The organism is Pseudomonas citronellolis (assembly GCF_900112375.1).
Lineage (GTDB): Bacteria > Pseudomonadota > Gammaproteobacteria > Pseudomonadales > Pseudomonadaceae > Pseudomonas > Pseudomonas citronellolis.
Genome location: NZ_FOLS01000045.1, coordinates 1 through 14,874 on the forward strand (window position 1 = coordinate 1; position 14,874 = coordinate 14,874).

The 14,874-nt window shown below is 62.2% G+C and carries 9 protein-coding genes; 1 reads left to right on the forward strand and 8 read right to left on the reverse strand.

All coding sequences use genetic code 11. The features are described 5' to 3' along the window. Window positions 1-622 precede the first annotated feature (622 nt). Together BM060_RS29345 and BM060_RS29350 are read right to left on the reverse strand one after the other, a co-directional pair. Entirely contained in the window at window positions 623-1,513 is an 891-nt protein-coding gene (locus BM060_RS29345; protein WP_009620067.1) for an SPFH domain-containing protein, read from the reverse strand. 136 nt (window positions 1,514-1,649) lie between these two features. Further along, window positions 1,650-2,519 carry a LysR family transcriptional regulator gene (locus tag BM060_RS29350; protein ID WP_074985635.1) on the reverse strand — a complete coding sequence of 290 codons (870 nt, stop codon included), beginning with the start codon at window positions 2,517-2,519 and terminating at the stop codon, window positions 1,650-1,652. Between the two features lie 88 nt (window positions 2,520-2,607). Between BM060_RS29350 and BM060_RS29355 the strand changes: the two genes are divergently transcribed. After that, window positions 2,608-3,567, forward strand: coding sequence for a DMT family transporter (locus BM060_RS29355; protein WP_174672463.1), 960 nt, complete (start codon window positions 2,608-2,610; stop codon window positions 3,565-3,567). A gap of 630 nt (window positions 3,568-4,197) precedes the next feature. Here BM060_RS29355 and BM060_RS32745 read toward each other — a convergent pair. The 6 genes from BM060_RS32745 to BM060_RS33560 form a co-directional block, all read right to left on the reverse strand. Beyond that, the gene (locus BM060_RS32745) at window positions 4,198-4,353 is read right to left on the reverse strand and encodes a hypothetical protein (protein ID WP_342590294.1); all 156 of its coding nucleotides are present in this window, start codon (window positions 4,351-4,353) and stop codon (window positions 4,198-4,200) included. 499 nt (window positions 4,354-4,852) lie between these two features. Further along, window positions 4,853-5,143, reverse strand: coding sequence for an immunity protein CdiI family protein (locus BM060_RS29370; protein ID WP_074985641.1), 291 nt, complete (start codon window positions 5,141-5,143; stop codon window positions 4,853-4,855). Window positions 5,144-5,421: 278 nt separating this feature from the next. Next, a complete protein-coding gene (locus BM060_RS32750; RefSeq protein ID WP_135499793.1) occupies window positions 5,422-5,781 on the reverse strand; it encodes a hypothetical protein in 360 nt (119 codons plus the stop codon). A gap of 703 nt (window positions 5,782-6,484) precedes the next feature. Then, window positions 6,485-6,832: a hypothetical protein gene (locus tag BM060_RS29375; protein ID WP_074985643.1), complete on the reverse strand. Its 348-nt coding sequence runs from the start codon at window positions 6,830-6,832 to the stop codon at window positions 6,485-6,487. 361 nt (window positions 6,833-7,193) lie between these two features. After that, a complete protein-coding gene (locus tag BM060_RS29385) occupies window positions 7,194-7,433 on the reverse strand; it encodes a hypothetical protein (protein WP_074985649.1) in 240 nt (79 codons plus the stop codon). A gap of 9 nt (window positions 7,434-7,442) precedes the next feature. Continuing rightward, complete coding sequence (locus tag BM060_RS33560; RefSeq protein WP_074985652.1) at window positions 7,443-14,552, reverse strand: two-partner secretion domain-containing protein; 7,110 nt, start codon at window positions 14,550-14,552, stop codon at window positions 7,443-7,445. Between the last annotated feature and the right edge of the window lie 322 nt (window positions 14,553-14,874).

A 14,874-nucleotide genomic window follows, 5' to 3' on the forward strand; every position in this document is an offset into this window, starting at 1 on the left:
GGATGGGTTGAGCTTGCGAAACCCATGCGGCCGCGGTGATGGGTATCGCTTCGCTCAACACCATCCTACGGGGTGGTTTGCCGGCGGGGGTAGGAGCGGACCTTGTCCGCGATGGCCGGAGGCTCCGGCGCGATTCGCGGATGAGATCCGCTCCTACGGGTTGCCCCGCACCAAGCCCCTTGTAGGAGCGCGCCCTGCGCGCGAATCGCGGGCAGGGCCCGCTCCTACAGGTTGGTGCCGAACTCCCCGAGCATGCCGGGCAGCCCCCTCGCCCGCTTGCGGGAGAGGGCTGGGGAGAGGGTGCTCTTCTACGCCCCCCGCTCCGATCTCAACCTCGGCACGGAACACAGTCCAGTTCCAGGGACACACGAACGTAGGAGCGGACTCCGTCCGCGATTGGCCCCGCTCAGGACACGCTCCATCGAGGACAAAGTCCGCTCCCGCATGAGCGAGCATGGCTTTTCGTAGGATGGTGTTGAGCGAAGCGATACCCATCACCGCGGCCGCATGGGTTTCGCAAGCTCAACCCATCCTACGGAAAGCGCCTCGGCGCAGACAGTTATTCCTACAGGTTGGCGCCGGACCCACCGGGGCCCGGCCCCACAAAGAACCGATGCCAGGATCAGGGACGCGCGCGGTTCACATCGATGAACGGCAGCGTCGAGCCCGGCAGCATGGTTTCCGGCAGCTTGCCGTCCCAGCGTTCGGCCTTGGTCAGTTCGATGAGGTTCTGGTTCGAGGCCAGGGCCTCGGCCTTGGCGCGGATGGCATCGGCCTCGGCCTGGCCGCGCAGGCGGGTGGCCTCGGCGTCGGCCTTGGCCTGGGCCAGCTTGGAGTCGGCCTCGGCCTGCGCCTGGGTGACCTGGATCTGCGCCTGCACCTGCTCGGTGGCGAGGTTCTGCTGGCGGGTCTGGATCGCCACCTCGGCCTTCATGCGCTCCTCGATGGAGCGTTCGTAGGCGTCGGAAAAGTCGATGTTCTCCACCTGCACGCCGTCGATCACCACCGGGCCCTTGACCGCGGCCTTGACCGCGGTGGCCACGTCGGCAACGAACTGCCCCCGGTTCTGCACCGCCTGGATCGCCGTATAGCGGCCGAAGACGTTTTCCACCTGGGTCGGCACCTGGCGGCTGATCAGACGGTCCACCAGCCCCTGCAGATCGCCATAGCCGGAGTAGACCTTCGCCACCTCGTCCGGCGTCACGTGCCAGGACACCGAGACCACCAGCGCCGCGCTCTGCTGGTCGCGGCTGTACGCCTGCAGTTGCTCGTAGCGGCTGGTGTGGTTCTGGATCGACAGGGTCTTCACCGTCTCGATGAACGGCACCTTCCAGCCCAGCCCGGGCTCGGCCACGTCCACCAGCTTGCCGTTGCGCAGCACCACGCCGCGCTCCTTCTCGTCGATGGTGTAGAACGAGCCGCCCACGGCGACCAGCACCAGCAGGCCGATCAGGCCGCCGGCGACGAGTTTCAGGGGAAAGGCGCGCGGCAGCGCCTGGGGAATGTTCGCCATGGGGCATCTCCTTGAAAGTGGCGTTCCTGGGGCCCGGCACCTGCGCCGGGAGCGGCAAGCCTAGCGGATTGACCTGGGCCGGCACCAGCATCGAATGTCGCTCGCCTCGAAGGAAACGAACTCCACCAGCAATCCTTCAGCCCTCGCTCGACAACCTCAACGTCCTGATCAACAGGTTCCGCAGGCTGTCCACGGCCTTGGAGCCCTGGGAAGCGCGGCTTCGATAGACGGCGACCTCCATGGGCTCCAGCGGGCCGAGCCCCTGCTCGACGCCCAGTATCTGCAAGTGATCGGGGGCGCTGCATTGCGTCAGCACCGCCACCGCCAGGCCGCTCTCCACCGCGGCGAGCTGCCCGGCGAGGCTGGAGCTGTTGTACACCACCTTGTAGCGCCGGCCCTGCAGCGCCAGGGAGTTGATCGCGCTGCGCCGTGCGAGGCTCGTGCTCTCGTAGACCGCGATCGGCAGCGGGTCGCGCCGCCAAAGCTCGAACTGCGGCGAGCCCACCCAGACCATGGGTTCGTGGAACAGCAGCGTTCCGCGCCGGGAGTGGTCGCGGGAAACCAGCGCCAGGTCCAGATCGCCGCTGGCCACCCGCGGGATGAGCGCCGTCGACTGCTCGCAGTTCAGTTCGATTTCCACGCTGCCATAGCGCTGGGCGAAACGCTTGAGCACCGGCGTGAGGTACTTGGCCGCATAGTCATCGGGCACGCCAAGGCGAACCCGGCCGCTGAGTTCCTCGCCATGGAAGGCGGCTTGGGTTTCGGCGTGCAGGTCGAGCATACGGCGGGCGAAGCCCAGCAGCGTCTGGCCGTCCGCGGTCAGCTGCAGGCTGCGCGGACCGCGTACCAGCAGTTGCCGGCCCAGGGCGCTTTCCAGTTTCTTCAACTGCATGCTGACCGCCGACTGCGAGCGATGCACCTCGCTCGCAGCGTTCGACAGCGAGCCCGCATCGACCACGGAAACGAAGCACTTCAGCCAGTCCAGCTGCAGGTCACGCGGCATCATCTTGATCGCCCTTTCCATTCGTTTATCGAATACTTGCATGCGGCATTATGCGCTTCTCGTTCCAACGGGCCAGCCCCACACTCGCCGCATGAACACACATGAACAGATAGCGGGGCCGCAGGCTTCGCCTTTCAGCCAGCGAACCGCACCCTCCGCTTCCGACGCCACCGGCGGAACGCTGCCCTTCGTACTGGGCAGCGTCGTCCTGGGCACCATCGGCCTCTTCCTGCACCAGTCCGGCGCCGATCCGCTGACCGCGACCTGGTTCCGCTGCGCCTTCGGCCTGCTGGGGCTGACGCTCTGGGCAGCCTGTCGCCGCCAGTTGCGCGGCCTGCTCCCGGGCAGGAAGGCGACCTTCGCGCTGCTCGCGGCGGGCGGCCTGATGGTGCTGGCCTGGAGCCTGTTCTTCGCCGCCATCGAGCGCACCTCGGCGGGCGTGGCCACGGTGCTCTTCCATGTGCAGCCGCTGTGGGTGCTGATCCTGGGTACCTGGTATCTGAAGGAGCCGATCGCCAAGCGGCGCGTGGTATCGGTGATCGTCGCCATGGCCGGCCTGGTGCTGGCGACCGGCATACTGGAGCACCTTTCGCTGTTCGGCGCGGAGCAGGCCTACCCCGCGAGCTACTGGTGGGGCGTGGCGTTCTGCCTGGTCGGCGCCTTCTGCACCGCCTGCGTCACCATCGTCGCCCGGCGGCTACGGCACATGTCGGCCGGCATCCTCGCCTGGTGGCAATGCGCGATCGGAACGCTGGCCCTGCTGGCGTGGCCCATGCTCCACGGCTGGCCGCAATGGGGCTCCTCCTGGGCATGGCTCGCGGGCCTGGGGCTGATCCACACCGGGCTCGCCTATTCGCTGATGTACGCCGGCATGGCGCGCCTGAACACCGACAGGATCGCGGTCTACCAGTTCATCTACCCGGCCGTGGCCATCGTCATCGACTGGCTGTTCTACGGGCAGCGCCTGGGTGCTCTGCAACTGACGGGCGTTGCGGTGATGGCCGTTGCCATCTGGTTCACCGAGCGCAATGGGGAAAGGGAGCGGACTTGATGTCAGCCGATCCTCAATCCCTGGTTTTTGTACCCGCTCTCATGACACTGCTCACCGCTGCCGAAAACAGAAAAGGTTCTCCACTTACCGAAGACGAAGTCTGCAGCATCCGCGACCAAGCAACCCGTATCCTGTCCCACAACTAGTTTGGGTCTCTGTTGGCCTCAGCAGTTGTCAGTTGCTCAGTTCAGTCTGACTCGATAGCTATAGAGAGGCCGAGTCAAATTGGATTGCCAGGCGCTCCCGCCATCACGGGCAGATTTGGGCCAAAAGCGGCCATAACCTGTGCGATCCGCCCTCCCCGATTGGCGTCGGAAGGCGGAAGACTGAATCAGGTGCACCCAGCGAGGAACGCGGCTAGCGGTTATCCGCCGCTGGCGGGTGCCACTCCGTTCCATGCCTGCCCGTAGGAGCAACTGCCCTGCAGGTCGCGCCGGGGTGCCCACCGGAAGGAGCGGACCTTGTCCGCGATAGCCGGAGGCTCCGGCGCGATTCGCGGATGAGATCCGCCTACGCCTCCCCACCCACTCCGCTCCCATGTAGGAGCGCGCCCTGCGCGCGAATCGCGGGCAGGGCCCGCTCCCGCAGGTTGGTGTTGAACCTGCCGGGCATGCAGCCGAGAGCTGCGGGTCAGTACTTCCAGGTGACCGAGGCGGTGAGGTTGCGCGGCACGCCATAGTTGGCGGTAGTGGTGCTTTCGTGCAGCGACAGCAGGTACTTGCGATCGGTGACGTTGTTCAGGTTCAGTGCCGTGCTCCAGTGGCTGTCGATGTCGTAGCTGGCCATCAGGTCCACCAGGGCGTGTAGTAGCCGTTGGCGGCGATGGTGTCGGCGCCAGCCTTGAGGTGCGAGCGGCCGTAGTTGGCGCCGAGGGTCAGCTCGTGCTGGCGGTCGAACAGCTCGAAGGGACCGGACAGCTGGCCTTCGCCGATCAGCTGGTGTTCGCGGCTGGCGGCGGGAACAAGCGCTCCCGATGAACCGGCAGCAGCAACTCGACAGGGTCGAATAATTCAGGGCCGATTAGCAGGTTGAAGAAGGCGTAAGCATCCGTATTCGATGTATACCGACGGGCGCACTGCTGTTGATGAATGACGGCCTGGCGCCTAGGATTCATCTGGGCGGCTCCTTGGGCTCGGTGTGTTCGCAACCATCACCGTAGACCAAGACCAGCCTTTCTTTTCTGAATAAATTAGTTAGCGCTTAAGTAAGTGCCATTCAAATCCGCCCCCATTTCGGCATTTCGGTCCCTGCACCGACGCTACCTTTCGCACCGAAGAACTATCTGTTATAGGCAGTACTCAACCGCATACCCCCCTCCTAGTTCTTGCTGTAATTTTTTGGCCAATTCTTGCCCTTCAGCTATATGTCGAAACGCCACCTCAGGCGAGCTAAACCCAGAATCAGGCGGGTAGTCGCTATTGAACGTCGCCTGATACTCACTGTCCCATGCGGTGATTTCAGCCTTCAGTTCTTGAGAAAGGGGCAAGTCGTCAATATCAATGTGCCCCATAATATCCGGCTCCGGACAAAATATCGGTCCAGCCAAATATTCACTCGCTAATCTCAACTTGATCATGGCAATGGTCTCCAAGAGCTGACTGGATTCGCTCGAACCACGAAACCGTTTGAGTCGACGCCAATTGAGACATATTGCTAAACACCATTATATGTGATGAAAAATAGGGGTGAACTCTAATACTGCCCAATCAATTAGCTCTAGAGCAGAAAAAATAAGCCCCCCTTTTCGGCCTTATCCAATATCAACCCTAGCCAACTAACTGACACTAATAATCATTTTAACCTAATCAAGTACTCCAAACTCTACAGAGTTGAGCACAAGAAATATTGTTCCACCTACGAATTCCCAACATAAACGCTGTTACCCGGAAGATTCATCACCCAGGGCTCACAAATAAAAGAGCAAAACACATCAAGTCTTCTTCCATCAGAGAGAATAAATGACGGATCAATTGGCTGACCATCAGAGACCCATGAAACATCAACAATTGTAAGCCCTACCAGACCTTCTATATTTACATCTAGCTGATTATCCCAGCATGTAAACAATAGCTCTTTACCTTGAGAAACCCGCCATGCACTAGTGGTGACAAAGCTCCAATCGTCACCAGAAACAACCAAGGAATCACTATCCCACTCAACATTTTTTATATCGAGAGGAAGAAAAGACATAACAACCCTTAGGAAATCAAACATTAGTTCACCTGCTCAATATGCGTTCTTTCTCTAATCCATTGTTTCCTTTCAGCATTAGAAAGACCTTTCGTTGGTTGCGGTGATTTCCCCGTTGCCAGAACAAAAGGGACGATTTATTTCTCACACCCTAATTCTGTCCAGTCAGCCAGCTTTAGAGCAGGAAAAATAAATCTGCCCCTTTTCGGCCTAAAGACAAAACTACCACTTCAGGTTATCTTTCCGCGCTTTTTTACAGCATCTAGCCAATCTCCCCATGCTGCTGGATCAGCAGGCCCCGAATTATTCAACCAAATCTTCCAGTCCAACGAGACTAGCATTGCTCCAATATCATCAGATTTCGTCTAGGAATACCGTTTGGATAGCCCTGATCTCTGAGCGGCACCCCTGGAGCCAGACCGAAGCTATCAGCAACTTTCTCTCTTGGAATTGAACTACCATCCCGAATCTGCGGGAATATTTCAGATTGCCGAATACTCAAATCCGCATTTCCTGTCTTAATCTCAATAATTCTCAGCTTTCCATCTAGGGGTGCCGCCACAATACCTGGTCTACAGCGACCAGCTCCGCGGGAACTACCAAAAACTTCTTTCGTATTAACTCTGTATTCTTGGGACGAAAGCTGAACTTTAATGTCGTCCACCATGTTCAGGTAATGATCTCTGATAGTGATCTTTGGAGCATCTATAACCCCTTTTGCCGCAATTTAAACGTTACGCAACGTCCACCATCGAAGACTCACCTCAGGTTCAAGCATCACCCTAGCCTCCGAAGTTGATCCGCAATTATCAAAAACAACTCGGACTCCCGCTCCCGAACTATCACGTACTATTTCAATAGATTTGACGTTTTCCGAGGAAAAAATTGCCAACTCCTGCATGGCAAGTCTCAGAACCACTTGGAACGACTCCATGACAGCGCTAAAAGAAATATCAATTTCGATCTCGTATTTTTTTGATTTTCTTGTATAACGGCATAAAGCCAAGCTTGGATCTACCTCAACAGGTTCGATACCAAACTCCTCCAAAAAATCGGTTGGGCTTGGAAATTCCACTGCGACCTCCTCAGTGAAGCGGTATGACTTTGCTGAGCTTACGAGTGCCATCATCAAGAACCTGGAACGTGCTCTGGAAGTTAGCAGCCTTACCTGATGGCCCCATAAAAAATGATTCTCTGACCTCAAATTTTCCGTACTGATTGGAAAAGGTATTTATCACATTACCCTCAGTTTTGGCAGAAAGCGTCAAGTGATCAGTTAGCATCTGACGTCCAGCAGAATTGTCTGGAACACCAAGTCTTTTCATTTCGAGCGCAAGCTGGTTTGAACGAGCAGCATTATGGGAGTTACTAGCGACACGGCCAAATAGATAATCAAACTTACCCGGCGCAATTTCTATTCCTTTTGCACCAAAAAATTACTGAACAAGCAACTCTTTTGCCAGCTTTAAAGACTCCAAAAAACCATCCAATGGAACTCGTAATATAGAATCCTTTAAGTCAGCAAACACCTCAAGCTCAAGACTGTCAACTCCCATGTCTTGATTTACCTGCGCAACTGGCTCTCCTTTGTACCGGATCTCAGCAGTTAAATTCTCATAGCGCGAATCGCTATATCGCACAACTTCAAAATCAGGATTGCTTTCAAGTATTATCATTCTAATCACTTAATCCACAAACCCAGAGAACGAGCCATCACTATTATAGCGAAGCCCTCGGCCATCGGGTGCTCGAACCTCAAGACCACCTCGCCCCAAATTTGTGAATGTTGATTTAGGATTATTAAGAATCTCATCAACTATCTTCTGAGCAGTTTCATTCTGCTGCTTAATACCGCCAGAAAGTTTAGGGAATGTCCCCGTTTCCCTCTGTCCGGATGCATGCTTAGTCAATGCTCTAGCCGCCTGTGTTAAACCCTCTTTATTAATCGGATTCGAAGCGGCTGCTGCAAGATCATCAACACGGCGGCCACCGAAGATCTGAAGAGCCGTCGCCGATCCTTTTGAGTCCTGCCCCTTCAACGCCCCAGCTAGCTTACTCAGCAGTTGGCCACCACCTGCCATTACAGCCTTTGCCAGCGCCGCTGCTGAAACACCTGCTGCTGCCAGCTCCGCCTTTTCCAAGGTGTTCAGGCGTTGCTGTTCAGAAGCCGTAGGGGCGAACAGATCGGTTTGCAGTGTATCCGCAAGGTCCGGATTGACCAGGAACTGGTTTACCAAGCGCAGGGCTTCCGGCTTGACCTTATCGATCCCCTCGCCGTGTGCCGCAGTCGCAGCCAGGGCATCCATCATGTCCTGCTCGCTGACCTGATCGGCTCCAGGGCCACAGTACGCCGGCTGCTTCTTGCAGAAATCCAGGGCGCCTTCAGCAAAACTCTCGGCATTTTTTCGATGCAGTTCGTGGTTGTACTGCGTCGAGTTCTTCGCTACCCAGGAGCCGGTTTCCAGCTTGTTCGTGTCCGCATCCGGATCCTGCGCCACCGTGGCGACCAGACCGAGCAACTGCGAACTCATGCTCAGCAGGGCCTCGCGGTTCTCGGGCGAGTAACTGCTGACCAGCGCGTCTAGATCCTTCACCACGGCTTCGTTGAGACCAGCAGCCAGCGCACCGGTAGCGAAGCTTTCCCCTCGCGCCTCGGCAGCCAGGCCACCCATCAAGGCGTGCAGGACCACCATCTGGCCGCTGCCGGTATCCAGCTTGTGGGCCTGGCCGAAATCACCCACGGCATTGAAGCCGGCCGCCGCCAAGGTGTTGTAGAGGCTGCCCTTGAGCGCATCCCCGAAGCTGGCCGAGCCACCGGTGGCCTTGTTCAGGGCGGCACTGGTCATGTTCTGCAACGCCTGGTTGGCTGCGAAGGCGGCGACGCCATTCGGGCTGCTCAGGTCCACGACCACCTTGCCGTTGACGAACTTGGTCTGGGTGCCGACCAGATCGTCGAAGTAGCCCGTGGTCAATCCACCTAGCGCACCAGCGATCATCGCTTGGCGAAGGCCGTCGCTACTCAGGGTGTCCTTTAGCGCTGTACCGATATCGCCTTTATTGTTGATGGCGCTGACACCGCCAGTAGAGGCGAGTGAGGCCGCTCCACTGGCCAGCGCCACATTGCCCCAACCCGCCGCGACTGTTGCCCCCGTTGCACTGACTCCCGCAGCGGCCATAGCGGTGCTGGAACCTGCGGTGGCCCCTGCTGCTGTGCCGACTGCGGTACTTGCGGCCCCATATGTGGCAACGCTGAGTACGATCGCTACCGCCAGTTGTGCAGCCGGCCCCATTCCCGAACTGCTGTACTCCCAGCTGTCATGCACCTCCTGCACCCGCCGCCAATCCACATCCCCCCGCGCCTCGGCCTCTTTCAGCCAGGCCAGGTCGGGATCGGCCTGCACCATGGCGTCGATGGTCTGCCCGACGCTCTTCTGGTCGATGTGCTTGATGTCGATCTTCAGGCCTTCCACGGCCTTGATCGCCAGTTCGCCCTGGGCGATCAGCTGGCTCTGGCGCAGGGTTTCGTCGGTCTGGCCCTTGCCCTTGGCGGACTGCCAGGCCAGGTCGCTCTTGCTCTTCTCGTGGCTTTCCTGGTGCAGGTCCTTGACCGCTTCGAAGGTCACGCTGCCGCCACTGACGATGGCGATGTCGTTGCCGCTTTCCAGCCTGGCGGCCTGATACTTCTGGTCGCCGCCGCTGAGCAGGGTGATGTCGCCGCCGGCGCTGACCTGGCTGCCCACGGCCTTCACGTCGGTGACTTCGTCGCGCTTGAAGCTCTTGCTGCCGAGGCTGCCCTTCTTCTGCTTCTGGTACAGCGAGTGTTCGCTGTCATGACCGGCCAGCAGCTGGAGCTTGTCGCCAGCCACCAGGAAGGCTTCCTTGCCGGCGCCGACCTGGCTCGCTTCGAGGGTCAGGTTCTGGCCAGCGCTGAGGGTGACGTCGCCGGCGGCGTTCAGGGTCGTGCCGCGCTGGCTGACGCGGCTGTCTTCGCTGTCGACCTTCTTGCCGCTGCGCCGGTAGTGGTATTCGCGGCTGCTCTGCTCCTGCGCGGCGCCCAGCAGCAGGTTGCCGGCGGCGGCCAGGTTGGCGTCGCCGCCGGCTTCCAGGTGGCTGGCCAGCACGCCGATATCGCGGCCGGCGCTGATCTGCAGGTCACCGCCGGCCTGGACGCCGGCGGCGTGCTGGAGGACCTCGGTCTGTTCCCAGCTATGACGCTTGTCCTGGCGGGCGTTGCTGTCGACGGATTCGACGGCGCCGATCAGCACATCGCGCCCGGCCTGCAGTTGGATGTCGCCCTTGGCCTGCAGCTGGCCGCCCAGGTTGAGCAGGTCGCGCCCGCTGCTGATCGACAGGTCGCCGCCGGCCTCGATGCGCGCGGCGCTGTCGAGCAGGCTGGTCTGCAGGCTGGCGCCCCTGGCCTGGCCCTGCGCCTGGGTCAGGGTCCGTTCGTTGACGACATCGCCGGTCAGCGCGGCGAGGCTGACATCGCGCCCGTTGATGATGCCGCCGGCGGCGTTACGGATGCTTTGCGTGGCCAGCAGTTGCAGGTGCCGGTTGCTTTCCATCAGGCCGCTGTTGCCGATGTTGGCGGCAGTGGCGCCGAGGTCGTTGCTGGCGCGCAGGGTGCCGGCGTTGTTCAGTTCGCCGCCGCTGATCAGCGCCAGGTCCTGCCCCTGGATCAGCGCGCCGTTGGGTGCCAGACGATGCTCGGCCTGAGCCAGGTAGAGCACCGGCACCAGCACCTTGCGACCGTTCACCTCGGCCTCTTCCAGCCAGACGATGTCGTGGGTCAGCGCCGCCACCTGCTCGGCGCTCAGGGCCACGCCGAGGCTGAGGCCCAGGCGGTCCTTGTAGCCGATGGCGTTGTCCATCAGGTACCTGAACAGCGCTTCGTCGCTGGACAGCCCGGCGATGAAGCGCTGGCCGGTGCGCGCCACCAGCGCCTGGCGGATCAGCCGCTGTTCGTAGAGGCCGTCGCCCAGGCGCTGCTGCGCCTGGGCCGGGTCGTAGCCCAGCTGGGCCAGCAGGTAGTCGGAGCCGAGGAACTGCTTGAGCCCGGCCAGCGCCGGGTTGGTTTCGATCAGGTAGGGGTGGCCGCTGTCCGGGGCGTTGAGCCGGAACAGGCCATGCTCGCCCTGGGGCAGGCGGAAACCCGGCAGGGTGATGGGGTTGACCGCCTGCTGGGCGAGGTCCGGCGGCAGCTGTGGGTTGAGCACCGCGACCAGGGGTTGCGACTGGCCGTCGACCTGAACGGCCTCGATCCGCGCCACCCCGCCGTCGTAGGCAATGCCGGGGTGGATGACGCCATTGTCCAGGCGCTCGCCGGCGCTGATCTGCACCGCGCCGGCCGCCTGGATGACGGCATTGGCGGAGGTGGCGCCGCCCGGCCGGTATTCCCAGACGTCGCTGAGGAAGCCGAGGTCGTACAGCGCCGATGGCAGTTCCAGCAGGTTGTCCGGGTCGTAGTGGTTGGCCTGGTAGTCCGGCACGTGCATCGGCCGGTGGAGGTTGCCATTGGCGTCGCGGTAGACGTGCAGAAGCAGACCGTTGGCCAGTTCGGTGGGGGTCACCGTGCCCTGGTTGAGCCCGCCGATGAGGTTGTCCCAGTAGCTGAACACCGAGGGATCGGCATTGTTCGCCAGGTTGTAGGGCAGGACGTAATGGCCGACGAAGCGTTCGACGGTGCCGTCGGTGACCCTGCCGCTGTTGAATATCCGCGTGCGGATGCTCTCGCCACCGCTGATGCCCTGGTTGACGAAGCTACCGGCGCTGATGGCGATGTCGCCACCGGCGGCCAGGGTGCTCGCGGTGTTCTCGAAGTCCTGGGCATCCACCCGCAGGTTGCCGCCGGCCTGAATGAAAGCGGCCGGGGATGCCTCCTGCACCTCGCTGGCATAGACCTCCCGGGCGATGTAGTCGACGTTGTAGTGGTCGCCGGAGCAGTCGTAGCAGCGAACGATGATTTCCCCGGAGATCAGCTTCTGCCCGAGACGGAAGCTGTCCTGGGTGTTCTTCAGGCTGTCGCTGGCGATCGCCAGGTCGCCCTGCGCCTCCAGGGTGGCTGAACGGTTCTCCACCACACGGGCGCGCCCTTGTCGGTCGTCCGCGGCGATGTCCAGGGCGCCCAGGCTGTAGACGTCGGCGTAGCGGTTGACGAAGCGCTCCACGCGCAGCGCCATGTCGCCGCCGCTGAACAGCAGACCGTTTTCGTTGAGCAGGTCCGCGCTCTCGATCCGCAGGTCGGCGGCGCTGCCCAGGGTGCCGGTGTTGTTCAGGCTGGCCGCGCGGGCCAGCAGGTCGCCGGCCGCGGTGATGCGACCGGCGTTGTCCAGGCTGCCGCCAATGCCGATGCGGGTGGCACCACCGCCGATGATGCTGGCGCTGCCATCGAGGGCAAGGCTGGCGGCATCGAGGCCGAACTTACCCAGGCTGCTCAGTTGGCCGCTGCCGCTGTAGCGTCCACCCAGGTTCAGCGCCAGGTCGCCGTCGCTGGCGATCAGGCCGGCGTTACGCCAGTCGCCACCCGTGCCGCGCAGGGCCTGGCTGGCCAGTAGACGTCCCTCGGCCGCTTGTTCCAGCTGGCCGATATCCAGGGTCAGTTCGCGCGCCTGCAGGCTGCTGCGGTTAGTCCAACTGGCCGCGCTCAGGTTCAGCGCGGCGTTGGTGACGAAGCTGCCGCCCGCAAGGCCCAGTTGCGCCAGGTCGATGCCGAACCCGCCATTGCCCAGGTGGCGCACGCTGCCGCCATCGTTGCGCAGGTCGCCACTGGTAAGCAGCAGGTCGGCAGCGGCGCTTTCCAGCAGGCCTTCGCGGTTGTCCAGCAGGCCGCCGATGCTCAGGCGCGTGGCGCCCTGCTGGCCAAGGGCGCGCACGCGGCCCTGTGCGTTGGACAGGCCGGCGGCGGTGAGGGTGAGTTGGTTGCCGGCTTCGATCAGGCCGTGGGTGTTGTCCAGCGTGCCGCGCAGGCTGAAGTCGATGTCCCGGGCGCCGACCTGGCCGCCGTGGTTGAGGAAGTCGCCGGCATACAGGGCCAGGGCCTGGCTGGCGAAGAGACCGCCGGCGCGGTTGTCGAAGCCGGCGCTGTTCACCCGGGCGTCGCCGTGGGTGGCCGCCAGGTGCCCATCGCTGTTGGCAATGCTGTTGGCGTCGAGCAGCAGCGCGGCGCCCTGGGCGATGCCGGCGCGGTTGTCGAAGTGTCCGGTGGCCAGTTGCAGCAAGCCCCCGGCGCCACTGAGGATGCCGCCGGCGGAGTTGTCCAGGTTGGCGGTACGCACCCGCACGCCTTGGCCTTCCAGGCGCCCGCCGCGGTTATCCAGGTTGGCGCCGAGGTCCAGCGCCAGTTCGGTCTCGGCGTACAGTTGGCCGCCGCGGTTGTCGAGGCTGTCGCCCTGCAGTTCGACGGCCCGGGCCGTGATGCCGCCCTGCTGGTTGTTCAGGCTGCCGACGCGTCCCGTGAGCCCGCCTTGGCTGCTCAGCAGGCCCTGCTCGCGGTTGTCCAGGCTGGCCAGGTCCAGGCGCAGGCTCTGTTCGGCGGCGAACAGGCCGAGGCGATTGTCCAGGGCGCCGCCGCTGATGTGGATATGCTGGCCGCCGATCTGGCCGTTGCGGTTGTCGAGCACGGCGGTGCGGGCCTGCAGTTGGCGCGTGGCGATCAGGCTGCCGCTATTGCGCAGGTTCTGCGCATCGATCGCCACATCGCCGCGGGCATTGCGGCTGTTGTCGGCATTGACGCCGGCCTCGATCACGCCGCTGTTGCTGAGCTGGTTGGCCTTCAGTTCAATGGCCGAACCCGCCGCCAGGCTCTGCGCATTGCTCAGCGCACCGCTGGCCTGCACGCTGGCACTGCCCCCGGCATAGGCCGGGCCGTTCAGCGCCACGTCCTGGCCCTTCAGGGCGATATCACCGCTGGCCGAAGCCTGGGCCAGCTGCAGCTTGCCGTTGGCATCGATGCGGATGTCGCCGGCGCTGGCCGCCATGTTGCCGGCCAGTTTCACGCCCACGCCTTGTTCGGTACCGACCAGGCGGATGGTGTTGGCGTACATGCCGCCCAGGGCGGAGCTGTCGATGGCCAGTTGCGGCTTGGCGCTGCCGTCGTCGGGCTTGGCGGTGGCGACCAGGGTCTGCGCGTCCACTGTGTTGCGCCCGGCCACCACGGTAAGCTGTTTGGCGTACAGGTCGGCGTTGAGCTTGGCGCTGCGGGTGATCAGGTCGAACTGGTCGAGGTTGCTGGCATTGAGGCCGGCGCCTTCGATGGCGATTTCGCCGCCATCCACGTCGTAGCCCTGCAGGCGCTCCCCGGCCAGGATCGGTTTGCCGGTGGTGAGGGTGGCGCGCGGAGTGTTGATGAAGCCGCAGCCGTTGCAGGTGATGCCGTGGGGGTTCGCGACGATGACGTGGGCGCCCTGCCCGGCCACTTCGGTGTAGCCCTTGAGTTGCGAGGGGCTGCCGCCGGTGACTTCGTTGAGGATCTTCTGCGCCGCCTGGCCCTTGAGGTTGGGGTTGCCGAGGATGATCCCGCCCAGCTGGGTGCCCTGGGTCTTGCCGGTGGCGTTGTTGAGGATCAGGCCCTGCTGGCCAACGCCGTAGTCGCTGAATTTATTGTGCGAGAGACCGCTGCCGTTGGGCGTGGCGATGTTGACGATGGGCACGCCGTTGCCCGCCGCGCCGATCTGCGTGTTGCCGCCGGCGGCCGCATCCACCGCCAGTTGGGCGGCGGCTGCGACTATCGGATTGAGGAACAGAAGGCCGGCCAGGGCGCTGGCGATGGCCTGGTGGAGGGGGCGGCGGATGTCCATATCGGGGGGCTCGCGCGGGGTAATCGTTGACCCGGCGGACTCTATTCCCCTACTCGGCATGGGGCCTTGAGGGTTTCCAGCCCCCTTGCGTAAGCCTTTTCCGAATCAAGCCGCCTGGCGGAACTCCCCGCCCCCAGGTGCGCCAGGGCGCACTTCGCATGCGGCTGTGGCGATGGGTATCGCTTCGCTCAACCCATCCTACGGGACGTTGTGTTTAGGGCACTGCTCGCTCGTACGAAGAGCATCCCGGCGCTCCGCTTCAAAAACTGTACTTGACCGACAACATCATGTTCCTCGGCTCCCCATACACGTTGCTTGGCAC